25 protein-coding genes are annotated in these 17,380 nt (G+C 67.5%); 1 reads left to right on the top strand and 24 read right to left on the bottom strand.

Annotated features, from left to right (window positions below):
- Window positions 1-122: 122 nt before the first annotated feature.
- The 4 genes from glmM to ACFYYF_RS06330 all read right to left on the bottom strand — a co-directional run bounded on the left by glmM (window position 123) and on the right by ACFYYF_RS06330 (window position 4,103).
- Window positions 123-1,481, bottom strand: a complete 1,359-nt coding sequence (gene glmM / locus ACFYYF_RS06345; RefSeq protein ID WP_361676666.1) for a phosphoglucosamine mutase — start codon at window positions 1,479-1,481, stop codon at window positions 123-125.
- Between the two features lie 194 nt (window positions 1,482-1,675).
- On the bottom strand, window positions 1,676-2,197 hold the full coding sequence (gene rpsI / locus ACFYYF_RS06340) for a 30S ribosomal protein S9 (protein ID WP_339130949.1): 522 nt from the start codon (window positions 2,195-2,197) through the stop codon (window positions 1,676-1,678).
- A gap of 42 nt (window positions 2,198-2,239) precedes the next feature.
- On the bottom strand, window positions 2,240-2,683 hold the full coding sequence (rplM, locus tag ACFYYF_RS06335; RefSeq protein WP_095936057.1) for a 50S ribosomal protein L13: 444 nt from the start codon (window positions 2,681-2,683) through the stop codon (window positions 2,240-2,242).
- 223 nt (window positions 2,684-2,906) lie between these two features.
- Window positions 2,907-4,103 carry a glycosyltransferase 87 family protein gene (locus tag ACFYYF_RS06330; RefSeq protein ID WP_388772007.1) on the bottom strand — a complete coding sequence of 399 codons (1,197 nt, stop codon included), beginning with the start codon at window positions 4,101-4,103 and terminating at the stop codon, window positions 2,907-2,909.
- Between the two features lie 74 nt (window positions 4,104-4,177).
- Between ACFYYF_RS06330 and ACFYYF_RS06325 the strand changes: the two genes are divergently transcribed.
- Entirely contained in the window at window positions 4,178-5,065 is an 888-nt protein-coding gene (locus ACFYYF_RS06325; RefSeq protein WP_388772004.1) for a hypothetical protein, read from the top strand.
- Between the two features lie 90 nt (window positions 5,066-5,155).
- Here ACFYYF_RS06325 and truA read toward each other — a convergent pair whose 3' ends face one another.
- From truA to rplN, 20 genes are all read right to left on the bottom strand, one after another.
- Entirely contained in the window at window positions 5,156-6,022 is an 867-nt protein-coding gene (gene truA / locus ACFYYF_RS06320) for a tRNA pseudouridine(38-40) synthase TruA (protein ID WP_388772001.1), read from the bottom strand.
- A gap of 92 nt (window positions 6,023-6,114) precedes the next feature.
- Window positions 6,115-6,612 (bottom strand): 50S ribosomal protein L17, encoded by a 498-nt coding sequence (gene rplQ, locus ACFYYF_RS06315; RefSeq protein WP_361676678.1) that lies wholly within the window; start codon window positions 6,610-6,612, stop codon window positions 6,115-6,117.
- A 178-nt stretch (window positions 6,613-6,790) separates the two neighbouring features.
- Window positions 6,791-7,813: a DNA-directed RNA polymerase subunit alpha gene (locus tag ACFYYF_RS06310; RefSeq protein ID WP_003966937.1), complete on the bottom strand. Its 1,023-nt coding sequence runs from the start codon at window positions 7,811-7,813 to the stop codon at window positions 6,791-6,793.
- Window positions 7,814-7,991: 178 nt separating this feature from the next.
- A complete protein-coding gene (rpsK, locus tag ACFYYF_RS06305; RefSeq protein ID WP_003956432.1) occupies window positions 7,992-8,396 on the bottom strand; it encodes a 30S ribosomal protein S11 in 405 nt (134 codons plus the stop codon).
- 69 nt (window positions 8,397-8,465) lie between these two features.
- The gene (rpsM, locus tag ACFYYF_RS06300; RefSeq protein WP_060901485.1) at window positions 8,466-8,846 is read right to left on the bottom strand and encodes a 30S ribosomal protein S13; all 381 of its coding nucleotides are present in this window, start codon (window positions 8,844-8,846) and stop codon (window positions 8,466-8,468) included.
- Between the two features lie 218 nt (window positions 8,847-9,064).
- Window positions 9,065-9,178 carry a 50S ribosomal protein L36 gene (rpmJ, locus tag ACFYYF_RS06295; RefSeq protein WP_003998809.1) on the bottom strand — a complete coding sequence of 38 codons (114 nt, stop codon included), beginning with the start codon at window positions 9,176-9,178 and terminating at the stop codon, window positions 9,065-9,067.
- A 70-nt stretch (window positions 9,179-9,248) separates the two neighbouring features.
- A complete protein-coding gene (gene infA, locus ACFYYF_RS06290; RefSeq protein ID WP_003948620.1) occupies window positions 9,249-9,470 on the bottom strand; it encodes a translation initiation factor IF-1 in 222 nt (73 codons plus the stop codon).
- Window positions 9,471-9,821: 351 nt separating this feature from the next.
- Entirely contained in the window at window positions 9,822-10,661 is an 840-nt protein-coding gene (gene map, locus ACFYYF_RS06285; protein WP_388771997.1) for a type I methionyl aminopeptidase, read from the bottom strand.
- 220 nt (window positions 10,662-10,881) lie between these two features.
- The gene (locus ACFYYF_RS06280) at window positions 10,882-11,538 is read right to left on the bottom strand and encodes an adenylate kinase (RefSeq protein ID WP_388771995.1); all 657 of its coding nucleotides are present in this window, start codon (window positions 11,536-11,538) and stop codon (window positions 10,882-10,884) included.
- On the bottom strand, window positions 11,538-12,851 hold the full coding sequence (gene secY, locus ACFYYF_RS06275; protein ID WP_361676688.1) for a preprotein translocase subunit SecY: 1,314 nt from the start codon (window positions 12,849-12,851) through the stop codon (window positions 11,538-11,540). Before secY ends, ACFYYF_RS06280 begins: the two co-directional genes overlap by 1 nt.
- Before the next feature lie 240 nt (window positions 12,852-13,091).
- Window positions 13,092-13,547 (bottom strand): 50S ribosomal protein L15, encoded by a 456-nt coding sequence (gene rplO, locus ACFYYF_RS06270; RefSeq protein ID WP_003974249.1) that lies wholly within the window; start codon window positions 13,545-13,547, stop codon window positions 13,092-13,094.
- Between the two features lie 3 nt (window positions 13,548-13,550).
- Complete coding sequence (rpmD, locus tag ACFYYF_RS06265) at window positions 13,551-13,733, bottom strand: 50S ribosomal protein L30 (RefSeq protein WP_055553514.1); 183 nt, start codon at window positions 13,731-13,733, stop codon at window positions 13,551-13,553.
- Window positions 13,733-14,338, bottom strand: a complete 606-nt coding sequence (rpsE, locus tag ACFYYF_RS06260) for a 30S ribosomal protein S5 (RefSeq protein WP_006376045.1) — start codon at window positions 14,336-14,338, stop codon at window positions 13,733-13,735. Before rpsE ends, rpmD begins: the two co-directional genes overlap by 1 nt.
- A 38-nt stretch (window positions 14,339-14,376) precedes the next feature.
- Window positions 14,377-14,760, bottom strand: a complete 384-nt coding sequence (gene rplR / locus ACFYYF_RS06255; protein WP_361676693.1) for a 50S ribosomal protein L18 — start codon at window positions 14,758-14,760, stop codon at window positions 14,377-14,379.
- Window positions 14,761-14,763: 3 nt separating this feature from the next.
- A complete protein-coding gene (gene rplF, locus ACFYYF_RS06250; protein WP_361676696.1) occupies window positions 14,764-15,303 on the bottom strand; it encodes a 50S ribosomal protein L6 in 540 nt (179 codons plus the stop codon).
- A gap of 24 nt (window positions 15,304-15,327) precedes the next feature.
- Complete coding sequence (rpsH, locus tag ACFYYF_RS06245; protein WP_010986352.1) at window positions 15,328-15,726, bottom strand: 30S ribosomal protein S8; 399 nt, start codon at window positions 15,724-15,726, stop codon at window positions 15,328-15,330.
- Window positions 15,727-15,937: 211 nt separating this feature from the next.
- Complete coding sequence (locus ACFYYF_RS06240; protein WP_003948630.1) at window positions 15,938-16,123, bottom strand: type Z 30S ribosomal protein S14; 186 nt, start codon at window positions 16,121-16,123, stop codon at window positions 15,938-15,940.
- Window positions 16,124-16,128: 5 nt separating this feature from the next.
- The gene (gene rplE / locus ACFYYF_RS06235) at window positions 16,129-16,686 is read right to left on the bottom strand and encodes a 50S ribosomal protein L5 (RefSeq protein WP_037626984.1); all 558 of its coding nucleotides are present in this window, start codon (window positions 16,684-16,686) and stop codon (window positions 16,129-16,131) included.
- Window positions 16,686-17,009: a 50S ribosomal protein L24 gene (gene rplX, locus ACFYYF_RS06230; protein WP_361676700.1), complete on the bottom strand. Its 324-nt coding sequence runs from the start codon at window positions 17,007-17,009 to the stop codon at window positions 16,686-16,688. The genes rplE and rplX overlap by 1 nt, the downstream gene beginning before the upstream one ends.
- 2 nt (window positions 17,010-17,011) lie before the next feature.
- Complete coding sequence (gene rplN / locus ACFYYF_RS06225) at window positions 17,012-17,380, bottom strand: 50S ribosomal protein L14 (protein ID WP_003998823.1); 369 nt, start codon at window positions 17,378-17,380, stop codon at window positions 17,012-17,014.

Genomic DNA, 17,380 nt, shown 5'->3' with positions numbered 1-17,380 from the left:
GACGAGGCACGGGCAGGCGGACGGAGGCGCGGGCGGACGGCTATGCGGGCCGTGCGTGCCCGTGCATCGGTGAGGCCCGGCACCCCTCGGGGTGCCGGGCCTCACCGATGTGGTCGCGGCGACTAACCGAGCGCCGACTTCACGACGTCGGCGAGGCGCGCGGCCACCGAGCGGGCGTGCTCGATGTCGGCGGCCTCGACCATGACGCGGACGAGCGGCTCGGTGCCGGAGGGGCGCAGCAGCACCCGTCCGGTGGTGCCCAGTTCCTGCTCGGCGTCGGCCACGGCGGCGGCCAGCTCGGCGGAGGTGTTCACCCGCGTCCGGTCGACGTCCGGCACGTTGACCAGGACCTGCGGCAGCCGCTCCATGACCGAGGCGAGGTCCTGGAGCGTACGGCCGGTCTGGGCGACCCGGGCGGCGAGGAACAGACCGGTGAGGGTGCCGTCGCCGGTGGTGGCGTGGTCGAGGACGATGACGTGCCCGGACTGCTCGCCGCCGAGCGCGTAGCCGTGCTGCTTCATCTCCTCCAGGACGTAGCGGTCGCCGACCGCCGTCTGGACGAGGGCGACGCCTTCGCGCTCCATGGCGAGCTTGAAGCCCAGATTGGACATGACCGTCGCGACAACGGTGTCGGAGCGCAGTGCGGAACGCTCCCGCATCGCCAGCGCGAGAACGGCCAGGATCTGGTCGCCGTCGATCTCCTCGCCCGTGTGGTCCACGGCGAGGCAGCGGTCGGCGTCGCCGTCGTGCGCGATGCCTAGGTCGGCGCCGTGCTCGACGACGGCCGCCTTGAGGAGGTCCAGGTGGGTGGAGCCGCAGCCGTCGTTGATGTTGAGCCCGTCGGGCTCCGCGCCGATCGTGACGATCTCGGCACCGGCCCGCGCGAAGGCCTCCGGGGAGACGCGGGCGGCGGCGCCGTGCGCCTCGTCGAGGACGACCTTCAGACCGTCGAGACGGTTCGGCAGAACACCGATGAGGTGGGCGACGTACTGGTCGAAGCCCTGGTCGTAGGAGTTCACCCGGCCGACGCCGGAGCCGGTCGGGCGGTCCCAGGGAGCGCCGGTGCGGTGCTCCTCGTAGACGCCCTCGATCCGGCCCTCCAGCTCGTCGGCGAGCTTGTGGCCGCCGCGGGCGAAGAACTTGATGCCGTTGTCGGGCATGGCGTTGTGGCTGGCGGAGAGCATCACGCCGAGGTCGGCGCCGAGCGCCCCGGTGAGATACGCGACCGCCGGGGTGGGCAGCACACCGACCCGCAGGACGTCCACACCGGCGCTGGCGAGGCCGGCGACCACGGCCGCCTCCAGGAACTCCCCGGACGCGCGCGGATCCCGCCCGACCACCGCCACGGGCCGGTGGCCTTCGAACGTGCCCGCCTCGGCGAGTACGTGCGCCGCCGCAACGGACAGCCCGAGCGCGAGCTCGGCCGTCAGATCCGCGTTGGCGACACCACGCACGCCGTCCGTGCCGAAGAGTCGTCCCACTTGTCCTCCTGAGAAAGCTGCAGAGTACGGAAGTCCCCCGAGGATACGGAGTCATCCGATCACATGAGCCTTTGAGCACCTTGTGCCGTTATACGCCCAACCACTGTGATAAACGAACGCCCCGGCAGCACGGTGAGGTGCCGCCGGGGCGTTCGGAGCTACGCGTACCTACGCGCAGAAGCAAGCAGCGAAGATTAACGCTTGCTGTACTGCGGGGCCTTGCGGGCCTTCTTGAGACCGGCCTTCTTGCGCTCGACCGCACGGTCGTCGCGCTTGAGGAAGCCGGCCTTCTTGAGGGCGCCGCGGTTGTTGTCCACGTCGGCCTCGTTCAGCGCGCGGGCCACGCCGAGGCGCAGGGCACCGGCCTGACCGGAGACACCGCCACCCGCGATGCGGGCGATGACGTCGTAGCGGTTGTCGAGCTCGAGCACCTTGAAGGGCTCGTTGACTTCCTGCTGGTGCACCTTGTTGGGGAAGTAGTCCTCAAGGGTGCGGCCGTTGATCTTCCACTTGCCGGTGCCCGGGACGATCCGGACGCGGGCGATGGCGTTCTTGCGACGGCCCAGGCCGGCCGCGGGCTGCGGGTCGCCGAAGCGGCCCGCGAGCGACTCCGAGGTGTACTCGCCCTCGACGGGGACCTCGGACTCGGTGGTGTAGTTCTCGATGTCGACGAGCTCAGTCTCTTCGACCGGCTGCTCAACGGTGGTCTCGGCCACGATTCTCCTCAGATTCTTTTTCGTCTTAGGGGGTGGCCGGAACTACTGCGCGACCTGGGTGATCTCGAACGGGACCGGCTGCTGCGCAGCGTGCGGGTGGTTCTCGCCCGCGTAGACCTTCAGCTTCGAGAGCACCTGACGGCCCAGGGAGTTCTTGGGAACCATGCCCTTGATGGCCTTCTCGACGGCCTTCTCGGGGTTCTTCGCCAGCAGCTCGTCGTAACGGACGGAGCGCAGACCACCCGGGTAACCGGAGTGGCGGTACGCCAGCTTCTGGGTCTTCTTGTTGCCGGAGAGGTGCACCTTGTCCGCGTTGATGATGATGACGAAGTCACCAGCGTCGACGTGGGGGGCGTAGATCGGCTTGTGCTTGCCCCGCAGGATGTTCGCGGCAGTGGTCGCCAGACGGCCCAGGACGACATCCTGGGCGTCGATGACGTACCACTGGCGAGTGATGTCGCCGGGCTTGGGGCTGTACGTACGCACGGTCGTAGCCTTCGCTTCTTCAGTGAGTGGGTCCTGACATGGCCACCACGGACGATCACGACAGCCCTGACCGCACTGCGGTGACGCATACCGCGTGCTGGTCGCTGGTCATCGGCCCCGGTGGACCGGTGTAAGGGCCCCTCACGTGAGAATGAGCAAGCCAATACACATAACGAACCGCAAGCTTACCCGCGGTGGACCGCAAGGGTCAAAACGCGAGTGCTCACACCCTCGTGGCCCGTCGTCCCCGTCGCTGTGCGACGAAATGCTCCGGGCCGGCGAGCGGCAGGTGACGGCGGCGCCGAAGCGCCACCGATGCAGTCATCACACACAGGGTAAAGCAGTCCCGGAAGGAACGCCGGGTCACCGCTTCCAGCCAGGGCCAGTCCGCGCCGGGCGCCTGCGGCACCAGCGCCAGCCAGAACCACGGCCCACGGGCCGCCGCGCCGGGGTCGGGCAGCCCCGCGAGCAGCAGCGGCACCACGACGAGCAGATAGTGGTCGTAGGACGGCCGGGACACCAGGAACGCGGAGAGCATCAGCAGCACCGCGGTCTCGGTGAGCCGCAGCGGCCCGGGAAATCCGCGTGACCAGCGCCGGTACGCGGCCAGGACTCCGGCGCCCGCCGCCGCGCAGGACAGCGCGACCGCCACCGGTGAGGGCACTCCGAGCCGCGGCAGCACGGCCACCGGAGAAGCCTCGTAGAGGCGGACGAAGCCGTCGTGGCCGCGCAGCAGGAACGGCAGCGTCCGTGTGACGAACGCCGCAGGATCGGGCATCAGCAGCGCCGCCCCGCCGGACGCCACGGCGGGCACCAGGACCACCGCGGCCAGCCCCCTCCAGCGGCGCGCGAAGAGGAACAGGAGCGCCACGGGCGCGAGCAGCGGCTTGAGGGCGAGGGCCGCGCCGATGACCACTCCGGCCCGCCCCCACCGCTCCCGCGCCGCCAGCAGCACGGCGAGCGGCAGCGCCGCCGCGGCGGTCACGGTCCAGTTCCCGAGCGCGACGAGGTGCCCGAAGGGCGCGAAGCCCAGCGCGAGCGCGGCCGGCCCGAGCACCCCGAGGCGGCTGCGCCAGGGGACGCCGTGGACGCGCAGGGCGCACGCCCAGCCCGCGACCAGCAGAACGGTCACGGTCAGCGGGACCAGCACCCGCAGCGCGTCCGCCGGGAGCAGGGTCTGCGGCACCGCCGCGAGCACCGCGCTCGGGAGATAGAGGAAGTGCCGGTCGGCGTACGGCGAACCGCCGTCCAGCCAGGTCCGCGCCGCGCGGACGACGATCGCGTTGTCCATCCCGCCGTCGGAGGTGTGCAGCGCGACGGCCACGACGTGCGCGGACAGCACCGCGCCCGTGGCCGCCCACGCGTGCCAGGAGGCCCTACGCACCAACCACCCGGAGATGTCACTTTTGCCCTTGCGCATTCAGATCACGCTAGGGGCTCAAGTGCCCGGTGGAGCTGACCGGCACCCCCCAACCCCCGTCTAAGATGCGGCGCATGAGTTATGGGCAAGGTGGGCAGGGGCAGCCCCCGTGGGACCCCTGGAAGCCGGGTTCTCAGCAGGCGCCCCAGTGGAACAACCAGCGTTCCGGCGGGAATCCCGACTGGGCCGCCATGGCGGAGGCTTCCGAAACGCGCAACAAGCGCCGCAAAGTGCTGTTCATCGTGGGCGGGGCGCTGGCCACCGTCGCGGTCGGCGCCGCCGTGGCCATGGCCGTCGCGGGTGCGAACGGGAACAACGAGGCCGCCGGCCAGCCGTCCCAACTGCCCGCGAGCGCGGACATTCCCGGCGCCACGACGCCGCAGCCGTCCTTCGAGCCGACCTCGGCTCCGCCGCCGCTGGATCCGAAGCAGTTCATATCCAGCGCGCAGAAGGACACCGCGCCGCTGAGCCCGGACATCCTCTTCCCCGGTACGCAGCTCACCATGGGCAACCGCGTGTACCGCAAGGGTCCGACGGCCGACACGAAGAACTGCGCCTCGGCCGTGAAGGGCACGCTGCCGAAGGTCCTGACCAAGGACGGCTGCACCCGCTTCATGCGGGTCAGCTACGTCAAGGACGGCATCGCGGTGACGGTCGGCGTGGCCGTCTTCGACACCGAGGCCAAGGCGAGCAAGGCCAAGGCCGACGCGGACAAGAAGAGCATCATCGCCTCGCTCCCCGGCAACGGCATCAAGGCGTTCTGCGACGCGGCCGTGTGCCGGTCGACGACCAACGCCTACGGCCGGTACGCCTACTTCACCCTCTCCGGTTTCACCAACGGCAAGGACGTGACGACGAAGGACACCGCGGTGTTCACGACCGGCGACGACCTCGCCGAGTTCGCGTTCCGTCAGATCAGCCGGCGCGGCCAGGCCCAGGCGTCGGCCGCGGCCAACCAGTAGCGGTTCCGGGCGCGGCGGCCCGCGGAAACCGGCCGCCGCCCCGCCTTCCCCGGGCCAACCGGCCCCCGGCTCCGATCCGGTGAGCGTGCGTCAGCAGGACGCGCACCCGGCCGCACCCGGCAACGTCCGCTTGTTGCGGGCCTCCTTGTTCCGCGCGGCCAGCAACTCGTCGGCGGGGTAGCCGACTTCCTCCAGCGTCAGCCCGTGCGGCCGTACGACGTGAACGGCCGAGTCCCGCACGCCGGCGGCGAGCACCTTGCCCGGCCAGTCGGGCCCGCGGTGCCCGTCCCCGACGAACAGCAGGGCCCCGATCAGCGACCGCACCATGTTGTGGCAGAAGGCGTCGGCCCGCACGGTGGCGGTGATGACGCCGTCCTCGCCCCGTACCAGGCTCAGTTGCTGGAGCGTGCGGATGGTCGTGGCACCCTCGCGCTTCTTGCAGTACGCGGCGAAGTCGTGTTCACCCAGCAGCCGTTCGGCGGCCCGGTTCATGGCGTCCACGTCCAACGGCCAGTCGTGCCAAAGGACATGACTGCGCAGCAGCGGGTCGACACCGCCGGGTTCGTCGGTCACGCGATAGGCGTAGCGCCGCCAGATCGCCGAGAACCGTGCGTTGAATCCCGCGGGCGCCTCGGTGAGCGACCACACCCGCACGTCCTTGGGCAGCCGTCCGGCGAGCCGCTTCAGCAGCTTCTCCCGGTGCTCGGCCCACAGTTCCTCCGGCAGGTCGACGTGCGCCACCTGACCGCGCGCGTGCACCCCTGCGTCGGTCCGCCCGGCCACGGTCAGCTCGTACGTGGTGTCCTTCGTCCGCGTCACCGTCCGCAGCGCGTCCTCGATCTCGCCCTGCACGGTCCTGCGTCCGGCGGCCTGCCGCGCCCAGCCGGAGAACTCCGTCCCGTCGTACGACAGATCCAACCGCACCCGGACGAACCCGGGCTCCGCTTCGTCACTCACACCTAGATCCTCTCAAGCCCGGGCTCCTCCCCGGGAACGCGAAAGCGGGCCCGCCCCGAAAGGGACGGACCCGCTCACAGCAAGGCAGTGCCTCAGGCGTCCTTCGACTCCTCGGCGGGAGCCTCGACGGCGTCCTCGGCCTTGGTGTCCTCGACCTTGGCCGGGGCCTCGGTCTCCTTGGCGGCACGCTTGGTGGCGGCCTCGGCCTCACCGGTGGCCTGCTGGGCCACGGTCAGGGCCTCCACCAGCTCGATGACGGCCATGGGCGCGTTGTCGCCACGGCGGTTACCGATCTTGGTGATACGGGTGTAACCACCCGGGCGGTTCTCGTAGCGCGGGCCGATCTCGGTGAAGAGCGTGTGCACGATGCTCTTGTCCGTGATCACCGAGAGCACCTGACGGCGGTTGTGAAGGTCACCCTTCTTCGCCTTGGTGACCAGACGCTCCGCGTAGGGACGCAGGCGGCGGGCCTTGGCCTCGGTGGTGGTGATGCGGCCGTGCTCGAAGAGCGACTTCGCGAGGTTCGCGAGGAGCAGCTTCTCGTGCGCGGCGCTGCCGCCCAGACGGGCACCCTTGGTGGGCTTCGGCATGGTGTTTCTCCTAGGTGTCTGCCCCGGCCGTATCAGGTACCGAGGTCAGTGTCCGAGCGGGCGATTACCCGTCGAAGATCCGACGAGCCCCGAAGGGGCGAGCCGGAAGGGGCGCGGGGAACTGCGCGACAAGCCACAGCGCACCCGCACCCAGGAACCGGCAGTCGGTCCCGAGCTCTTAGTACTGCTCGGTCTCGACGAAGCCGGCGTCCGCGTCGTCGTCGGCGCCGAAGGCGTCGGCGGCGGCGGTCGGGTCGAATCCGGGCGGGCTGTCCTTGAGGGCCAGGCCCATGCCGGCCAGCTTCGCCTTGACCTCGTCGATGGACTTCGCACCGAAGTTGCGGATGTCCAGGAGGTCGGCCTCGGAGCGGGCGACGAGCTCACCCACGGAGTGGATGCCCTCACGCTTGAGGCAGTTGTACGAGCGGACCGTGAGCTCCAGCTCCTCGATCGGCAGCGCGAGGTCGGCGGCGAGGGCGGCGTCCGTGGGGGACGGGCCCATGTCGATGCCCTCGGCGTCGATGTTGAGCTCGCGGGCCAGACCGAACAGCTCGACCAGGGTCTTGCCGGCCGACGCCATGGCGTCACGGGGACGCATGGCCTGCTTGGTCTCGACGTCGACGATCAGCTTGTCGAAGTCGGTGCGCTGCTCGACACGGGTCGCCTCGACCTTGTACGTGACCTTCAGCACCGGCGAGTAGATCGAGTCGACCGGGATGCGCCCGATCTCCTGACCGACCTGCTTGTTCTGAACGGCGGAGACGTAGCCGCGACCGCGCTCGACGGTCAGCTCCATCTCCAGCTTGCCCTTGCCGTTGAGCGTGGCGAGGACGAGGTCGGGGTTGTGCACCTCGACACCGGCCGGGGGCGCGATGTCCGCGGCGGTGACCAGACCCGGGCCCTGCTTGCGCAGGTACATCACGACGGGCTCGTCGTGCTCCGAGGAGACGACGAGCTGCTTGATGTTGAGGATCAGGTCGGTGACGTCCTCCTTGACGCCCGGCACGGTGGTGAACTCGTGCAGGACACCGTCGATGCGGATGCTGGTGACAGCAGCGCCGGGGATCGACGAGAGGAGGGTGCGGCGCAGGGAGTTGCCGAGGGTGTAGCCGAAGCCCGGCTCCAGCGGCTCGATCACGAACCGGGAGCGGAATTCGTCGACGACCTCTTCGGTCAACGAGGGGCGCTGAGCGATCAGCATGTGGTGATCAGATCCTTCATTCGTGGACGCCCGCTATTTGACGCCCGACAAAACCGGGCCTCCGAAGAGGCCGGGTACAGCAAGGGTACGGGCGATACGGCCCTTTTACGGAGCCGTACCGCCCGAAAACCTCGAACCTGCACAGGGCCGTCGGGATCGACGGCCGAGCGGCCGTGCGTCAGACGCGGCGGCGCTTCGGCGGACGGCAGCCGTTGTGCGGGGTGGGGGTGACGTCCTGGATGGAGCCGACCTCGAGGCCAGTGGCCTGGAGGGAGCGGATCGCGGTCTCGCGACCGGAGCCCGGGCCCTTCACGAAGACGTCAACCTTGCGCATGCCGTGCTCCTGCGCGCGGCGGGCGGCCGACTCGGCGGCCATCTGCGCGGCGAAGGGGGTGGACTTGCGCGAGCCCTTGAAGCCGACGTGGCCGGCGGAGGCCCAGGAGATCACGTTGCCCGAGGGGTCCGTGATCGAGACGATCGTGTTGTTGAACGTGCTCTTGATGTGGGCGTGCCCGTGAGCGACGTTCTTCTTTTCCTTGCGGCGCACCTTCTTGGCGGCGCCCTGACGACCCTTGGGGGGCATCTGTTTCTCCTACGGGGAGGTGGTCGGTCCTACAGCGAAGACCGCTGATGAAGCGTTGTCCGCTGAGGACTACTTCTTGCCCGGCTTCTTCTTACCGGCGATGGCGCGACGCGGGCCCTTGCGGGTACGAGCGTTCGTGCTGGTGCGCTGACCGTGGACGGGCAGGCCACGACGGTGGCGCAGACCCTGGTAGCAACCGATCTCCACCTTGCGGCGGATGTCGGCCTGAATCTCGCGACGGAGGTCACCCTCGGTCTTGATGTTGGCGTCCACGTACTCGCGGATCTTGACCAGCTCCTCCTCGGAGAGGTCACGAACGCGCGTGTTGGGGTTCACGCCAGTCTCGGCCAGCGTCTGCTGGGAAAGGGTCCGGCCGATGCCGAACACGTAGGTGAGGGCGACCTCCACACGCTTTTCGCGCGGGATGTCAACACCGGAAACGCGTGCCATTCAATGGCTCCAGTTGTCGTTCGGAGGTCTTCCGCAGAACCGGATCCCGCCCGCCGTCGTCCTCTGATCCAGGGGATCGAAGAGTCGGTACGAACCGGGTCCCCGGCCTCCGACCGGGGGTGTCAGGCCTGATGAGACTCAGCCCTGGATCCTGCGTATGAACATGTACTGCTTGCGTCGCGCGAAGTATCTGCGGGTGCAGAAGGTGCGGTCGTGCGTCAGCCCTGGCGCTGCTTGTGGCGCGGGTTTTCGCAGATGACCATGACCCGACCGTGACGGCGGATCACCCTGCACTTGTCGCAGATCTTCTTGACGCTCGGCTTGACCTTCATTAGGTGAGGTTCTCCGGGTCAGTGCCACCCCCCGCGCTCCCGGAACCGGGAACACGGAGCAAGGCAAGATCTACTTGTAGCGGTAGACGATCCGGCCGCGCGTCAGGTCGTACGGAGACAGCTCCACCACGACCCGGTCGTCAGGGAGGATGCGGATGTAGTGCATGCGCATCTTGCCGCTGATGTGCGCCAGGACCTGGTGGCCGTTCTGGAGCTCCACCTTGAACATCGCGTTCGGAAGAGACTCAACGACAGTGCCCTCGATCTCGATGGCACCTTGCTTCTTGGCCACGCTTTGCCCTTCGAATCGACTACCTTGATCGACTTCGTGCGAGCGCATGCAGACATGCGGGTGCACGAGAGCCGACGAGTCAGTCTACGTCAGGGCTCCCCGAAAGACGAATTGGCCTGTGTCCTCCCCGCTCATCATGACGATGCCCCACCCGTCGGCGCGGTATGCGCGGAGGGCGGGGCTGACCGGTACAGGGCCGGCGGAGAAAGGAGGCGGGCGCATTACGGTGTCATTCATCGAACGCGGGATCGATGGCAAGTGATCTTGCGAGGGTGCCGTACGCGACGTACCTCCGCGAGATCCCCGCACCGGCGAGGCCGGTCCGCGGCCCGCTCCCGTGCGGGCGGGGCCTCAGCCCGCGAGGGGATCGGGCGCCGCCGTGATCCCGTACTCGGCGAGCTTCGCCCGGCCGCAGTCGGGAGCCGTGAGGACGAGCGGCCCGTCCTCGGTCAGCGCCACGGAGTGCTCCCAGTGCGAGGACCAGGTCCCGTCCGTGGTGATCACGGTCCAGTCGTCCTCGAGCACCTCGGTCCGCGGTGTGCCGAGCGACACCATCGGCTCGATCGCCAGGCACAGGCCGGGCACCAGCTTCGGCCCCTTGCCGCGCTTGCGCTCGACGTAGTTCAGCAGGTGCGGGTCCATGTGCATCTCGGTGCCGATGCCGTGGCCGCCGTAGTCCTCGACGATGCCGTACTTGCCGCCGCCCGGCTTGGGCTGGCGGCGGATGTAGGTCTCGATCGCCCGGGAGATGTCGACCAGGCGGTTGCCCACCTTCATGGCCGCGATGCCGGCCCACATCGACTCCTCGGTCACCCGGGACAGCTCGATGAGCTCCGGGGCGTGGCCCGTCCCGACGAACGCGGTGAACGCGGCGTCGCCGTGCCAGCCGTCGACGATCGCGCCGGCGTCGATGGAGATGATGTCGCCGTCCTTCAGGACGGTCTTGTCGTCCGGGATGCCGTGGACGACGACCTCGTTGGCCGAGGTGCAGATCGTCGCGGGGAAACCGCCGTACCCGAGGAAGTTCGACTTGGCGCCGTGCTCGTCCAGCACCTTGCGCGCGACCTCGTCCAGGTCCCGGGTCGTCGCGCCGGGCACCGCCGCCTCACGCGTGGCCGCATGGATGGCCGCGACGACCAGCCCCGCCTCACGCATCTTGGCGATCTGCTCGGGGGTCTTGATCTGCACCATGGTGGCTGCGGCCTTTCTGGACCGGAGAACGGACTACTCCAACGATACGGGGGACTCGACCCACCCCGCCCGGGGTCGAGGGACCCCGTCCCGCACAGGACCTTCGCCCTGTCCGGCTCGCACGTCGGCCGCGGCACCCGGTGAGGGGTGCCGCGGCCGATGCGACGTACTTCTTCATGCTCCCCGCGGTGCGTGCGCACCACGGAGCGGACCGCGGGGACTAGGCGTCCTCGCGGGCCAGCGCCTCCATCGAGCGCGCCGTGACGTCCTCCACCTTGCCGAGCGCCGGGATCGTGACGACCAGGCCCTGGGCCTTGTAGTAGTCGATGATCGGCTCGGTCTGCGTGTGGTAGACCTCCAGCCGCGTACGGACGGTGTCCTCGGAGTCGTCGTCGCGCTGGTACAGCTCGCCGCCGCAGACGTCGCAGACGCCTTCCTGCTTCGGCGCCTTGTACGACACGTGGAAGACGTGCGAGGAGTCGTTGCGGCAGATGCGACGGCCCGCGATACGGCGGACCACCTCGTCCTCGGGGACCTCCAGGTCCAGCACCGCGTCCAGCTTCATGCCCTCGCTGTCCAGCATCTCGTCCAGCGCCTCGGCCTGCGAGACGTTGCGCGGGAAGCCGTCGAGCAGGAAGCCGTTCTCGGCGTCCGGCTGCTCCATGCGGTCCTTGGCCATGGCGATGGTGACCTCGTCCGGTACCAGTTCACCCTTGTCCATGTAGGACTTGGCCAGCTTGCCGAGCTCCGTCTGCTGAGAGATGTTGGCGCGGAACAGGTCGCCCGTGGAGATGTGCGGGATCGCCAGATTCTTGGCGAGGAACGCGGCCTGCGTTCCCTTCCCGGCACCGGGCGGCCCGACGAGGACGATTCGCATCAGCGGAGGAACCCTTCGTAATTGCGCTGCTGAAGCTGACTCTCGATCTGCTTCACCGTCTCGAGGCCCACACCCACGATGATGAGGATGCTGGTGCCACCGAACGGGAAGTTCTGGTTTGCCCCGAAACCAACCAACGCGACCGTCGGCACGAGAGCGATCAGCCCCAGATACAGCGAACCCGGCCAGGTGATCCGGTTGAGTACGTAGCTGAGGTACTCAGCGGTCGGCCGGCCAGCCCGGATACCCGGGATGAAGCCACCATACTTCTTCATGTTGTCGGCGACTTCCTCGGGGTTGAACGAGATCGCCACGTAGAAGAACGCGAAGAACACGATCAGAAGGAAGTACATCGTGATGTAAATCGGGTGGTCACCCTTGGTCAGGTTGTTCGTGACCCATGTCTTCCACCCCGAGTTACCGCTCGAGAACTGGGCGATCAGGCTCGGAATGTAGAGCAGCGAGGACGCGAAGATGACAGGAATCACACCTGCCTGGTTGACCTTCAGCGGGATGTAGGTCGAGGTGCCACCGTAGGAACGGCGGCCGATCATGCGCTTCGCGTACTGCACCGGGATCCGGCGCTGCGCCTGCTCGACGAAGACCACCAGGGCGACCATGGCCAGGCCCACCGCGATGACCGTGCCGAACTCGATCCAGCCACCGGCCAGCTTGCCCTGGACCTTGACGGTCCACAGGGCGCTCGGGAAGGTCGCGGCGATCGAGATGAACATCAGGATCGACATGCCGTTGCCGATGCCGCGGTCGGTGATCAGCTCACCGAGCCACATGACGACGCAGGTACCGGCGGTCATCGTGATGACCATCGTGATGGTGGTGAAGATCGACTGGTCCGGGACGATCTGCGAGGCGACGGGGCAGCCCGAGAACAGCGCGCCGCTGCGGGCGGTGGCCACCAGGCCCGTGCCCTGGAGGATCGCGAGCGCGACCGTCAGGTAACGGGTGTACTGCGTGATCTTCGCCGTGCCGGCCGAGCCCTCCTTCTTGAGGGCTTCCAGTCGCGGGATCACCACGGTGAGCAGCTGGAGAATGATGCTCGCCGTGATGTACGGCATGATGCCGAGCGCGAAGACGGTGATCTGGAGCAGCGCGCCGCCGCTGAACATGTTGATCAGGCTGAACAGGCCGCGGTTCGAGTCGGCCGTGTCGATGCACGACTGGACGTTCTTGTAGTCCACGCCGGGGATCGGGATGTGGGTACCGACCCGGTAGACCACGATGATGCCGAGCGTGAAGAGCAGCTTTTTGCGCAGGTCGGGCGTCCTGAACGCCCGGGCGAACGCGGTGAGCACGGTGCCTCCTGCGACCCCCGCGCTACCGCGTCCGAGGGTGAGTCTTGAGGTTCGACGGATGACTGACAGCTAACCAACAGTCAAAGCCCGTCCGGAGTTCCCGTGAGGCACGCCGGACGAAAATTAACAGTGCAGGCCACCTTACCGGCGACACTGCCCCCCTTGGAACGACCAACCGGGGATGCCCCTTTTGTGGGGCATCCCCGGTCGGGATCGTTCAGGTCATCGGGACGTCTGAAATCAGACGAGCTCGGTGACGGTACCGCCGGCGGCGGTGATCTTCTCCTTGGCGGAGCCGGAGACGGCGTCGACCGTCACCTGCAGCGCCACGGAGATCTCGCCCTGGCCGAGGACCTTGACGAGGCTGTTCTTGCGAACGGCACCCTTGGCGACGAGACCCTCGACGGTGACCTCGCCACCCTCCGGGTACAGCGCGGCCAGCTTGTCGAGGTTCACGACCTGGAACTCGGTCTTGAACGGGTTCTTGAAGCCCTTCAGCTTCGGGAGGCGCATGTGGAGGGGCATCTGGCCACCCTCGAAGCGCTCCGGAACCTGGTAACGGGCCTTCGTGCCCTTGGTACCACGACCAGCCGTCTTACCCTTCGACGCCTCACCACGACCAACACGGGTCTTGGCGGTCTTGGCGCCCGGGGCGGGACGGAGGTTGTGGATCTTGAGCGGGTTGTTCTCCGCCATGATCTAGTCGACCTCCTCGACCGTCACGAGGTGGCGGACGGTGTGCACCATTCCGCGGAACTCGGGGCGGTCCTCCTTGACGACCTGCGTGTTGATGCCCTTGAGACCAAGGGAGCGCAGGGTGTCACGGTGGTTCTGCTTGCTGCCGATGTACGACTTCGTCTGCGTGACCTTGAGGCGAGCCATTACGCACCCGCCCCGGCACGCGCACGAAGCAGAGCCGCGGGGGCGACGTCCTCGAGGGGCAGACCACGGCGAGCCGCGATCTCCTCGGGACGCTGCAGGCCCTTGAGGGCCGCCACGGTCGCGTGCACGATGTTGATCGCGTTCGAAGAACCGAGCGACTTCGACAGGATGTCGTGAACGCCGGCGCACTCGAGCACTGCACGCACGGGACCACCGGCGATAACGCCGGTACCGGGGGAAGCAGGCTTGAGCAGGACGACGCCCGCGGCCTTCTCGCCCGTGATCGGGTGCGGGATGGTGCCCTGGATACGGGGGACCTTGAAGAAGTGCTTCTTGGCCTCTTCAACACCCTTGGCGATCGCGGCCGGCACCTCCTTGGCCTTGCCGTAACCGACACCGACGGTGCCGTCACCATCGCCTACCACGACAAGCGCGGTGAAGCTGAAGCGACGACCACCCTTCACAACCTTGGCGACGCGGTTGATCGCGACAACGCGCTCAACGTACGCGGTCTTCTCGGCGGCAGCAGCGCCGCCGTCACGGCCCTTCCGGTCCCGCCGCTCGCCGCCACCGGCACCGCTTCCACGGCGCTGGGGTCCAGCCATTGGATTACCTCTCTCTTTCCGCTAGCTACGGAAGCGGCTCAGAACTTGAGCCCGGCTTCGCGGGCGGCGTCCGCCAGGGCGGCGATGCGCCCGGCGTACTGGTTTCCACCACGGTCGAACACGACAGCCTCGACACCGGCGGCCTTGGCGCGCTCGGCGACCAGGGCGCCGACCGACTTGGCCTGCGCGGACTTGTCGCCCTCGCCACCACGGATCGTGGTGTCCAGGGTCGACGCCGACGCGAGGGTGTGACCCTGAACGTCGTCGATGACCTGGGCCACGATGTGGCGGTTGGAGCGCGTCACGACCAGGCGCGGACGCTCAGCCGTACCCGAGATGTGCTTACGGATGCGGATGTGACGACGCTTGATGGCAGCACGCTTGTAAGCGTCGCCCTTAGCAATCTTGACACCGTATGCCATGGCTTACTTACCCGCCTTTCCGACCTTGCGGCGGATGACTTCGCCTTCGTACTTGACGCCCTTGGCCTTGTACGGGTCGGGCTTGCGCAGCTTGCGGATGTTGGCCGCAACCTCGCCGACCTTCTGCTTGTCGATGCCCTCGACCGAGAAACGGGTCGGGGCTTCCACCTTGAAGGTGATGCCCTCGGGGGCCTCGACAGTGATCGAGTGGCTGTAACCGAGCGAGAACTCCAGGTTGGAGCCCTTCGCCAGGACGCGGTAACCGACACCGCTGATCTCGAGCTTCTTCACGTAACCCTCGGTCACGCCGGTGATCATGTTCGCCACCAGCGTGCGGGACAGGCCGTGGAGGGCCTTGTTCTGACGCTCGTCGTTGGGGCGGGTGACGTTCAGAACGCCGTCCTCACCCTTGGCGATCTCGATCGGCGCCACGACGGTGTGGGTCAGCGAGCCCTTGGGGCCCTTGACCGAGACCGTCTGGCCGTCGATGGTGACGTCCACGCCGGCGGGAACCGTGATGGGGAGCTTGCCAATACGCGACATAGCTGTTTCCTCCGTTCCCTTCCGCTACCAGACGTAGGCGAGGACTTCTCCGCCTACGCCCTTCTTGCCGGCCTGCTTGTCGGTCAGGAGCCCGTGCGACGTGGAGATGATCGCCACGCCGAGGCCGCCCAGAACCTTGGGCAGGTTGGTGGACTTCGCGTAAACCCGGAGACCGGGCTTGGAGATCCGCTTGATGCCCGCGATGGAGCGCTCACGGTTCGGGCCGAACTTCAGCTCGAGAACGAGGTTCTTGCCGACCTCGGCGTCCTCGACCTTCCAGCCCGTGATGAAGCCCTCCTGCTGGAGGATCTCCGCGATGTGCGACTTGATCTTGCTGTGCGGCATACCCACGGTGTCGTGGTACGCCGAGTTCGCGTTACGCAGACGCGTAAGCATGTCTGCGATCGGATCAGTCATGGTCATGAATTGGCCTTCGGCCTCTCTCGCCGGGGTTTCCTGTATGCGCCATCCCTCTCCCCACTCATGGGCGGGACGGGTGCGGTGCGGGGACCTACGGCGTAGTAAGTCGTGTGGGCGTCAGGCGCCCAACCCTCCTAGCCTAAGCCATGGAGAGCTGGGCACCCGACAGAGCCCATTGCTTACCGAGAGCCCTGGAATCCCAGAATTACGGGGACTACCAGGAGCTCTTGGTCACGCCCGGCAGCTCGCCACGGTGAGCCATCTCACGAAGGCACACGCGGCAGAGGCCGAACTTGCGGTACACGGAGTGCGGACGACCGCAGCGCTGGCAGCGCGTGTAGCCACGCACACCGAACTTGGGCTTACGAGCAGCCTTGGCAATCAGAGCCTTCTTCGCCATCTCGCTTACGCCTCCTTGAAGGGGAAGCCGAGGTGACGGAGAAGGGCGCGGCCCTCAGCGTCGTTGGTCGCCGTGGTCACCACGGTGATGTCCATGCCCCGGGTACGGTCGATCTTGTCCTGGTCGATCTCGTGGAACATGACCTGCTCCGTGAGACCGAAGGTGTAGTTGCCACGGCCGTCGAACTGCTTGGGGGACAGACCACGGAAGTCGCGGATGCGCGGGAGCGCGAGCGACAGGGTGCGGTCCAGGAACTCCCACATGCGGTCGCCACGGAGCGTGACGTGGGCACCGATCGGCTGACCCTCACGCAGCTTGAACTGCGCGATGGACTTGCGGGCCTTGGTGATGGCCGGCTTCTGACCGGTGATCGTGGTCAGGTCACGGACGGCACCGTCCATGAGCTTCGAGTCACGGGCGGCGTCGCCGACACCCATGTTGACCACGATCTTGACGAGGCCCGGCGTCTGCATGACGTTCTCGTAGGAGAACTCTTCCTGCAGCTTCGCCGCGATCTCCTCGCGGTACTTCGTCTTGAGACGCGGAGTGGTGGTGGTAGCCATCAGATGTCCTCACCCGTCCGCTTGGCAACGCGGATCTTGTTGCCCTCTTCGTCGAAGCGGTAACCGACGCGCGTGACGACCTTGTTGCCGTCCTTCTCAACGACCAGCTGGACGTTGGAGACGTGGACGGGCGCCTCGGTCGTGACGATGCCACCGGCCTGCGAGCCCTTGGCGGTCGGACCGGCCTTCGTGTGCTTCTTGACCCGGTTGACACCCTCGACCAGGACGCGCTCCTCGCGCGGGTAAGCGGCAATGACCTTGCCCTGCTTGCCCTTGTCCTTACCGGTGATGACCTGGACCAGGTCGCCCTTCTTGATCTTCATGCTTACAGCACCTCCGGCGCGAGCGAGATGATCTTCATGAACTTCTTCTCGCGCAGCTCACGGCCGACGGGGCCGAAGATACGGGTGCCACGAGGGTCGCCGTCGTTCTTCAGAATGACGGCGGCGTTCTCGTCGAAGCGGATGTACGAGCCGTCCGGACGGCGGCGCTCCTTGACGGTGCGAACGATGACGGCCTTGACGACGTCACCCTTCTTCACGTTGCCGCCGGGGATCGCGTCCTTGACGGTGGCGACGATGACGTCACCGATGCCCGCGTAGCGGCGACCGGAGCCACCGAGCACACGGATGCAAAGGATTTCCTTCGCACCAGTGTTGTCGGCGACACGCAGTCGCGACTCCTGCTGGATCAC

It is taken from the genome of Streptomyces sp. NPDC001914 (genome assembly GCF_042891215.1).
Classification (GTDB): Bacteria; Actinomycetota; Actinomycetes; order Streptomycetales; family Streptomycetaceae; genus Streptomyces.
The sequence above is the reverse complement of the archived record's forward strand: the minus strand, read 5'-3'. Positions and strand labels throughout refer to the sequence as shown.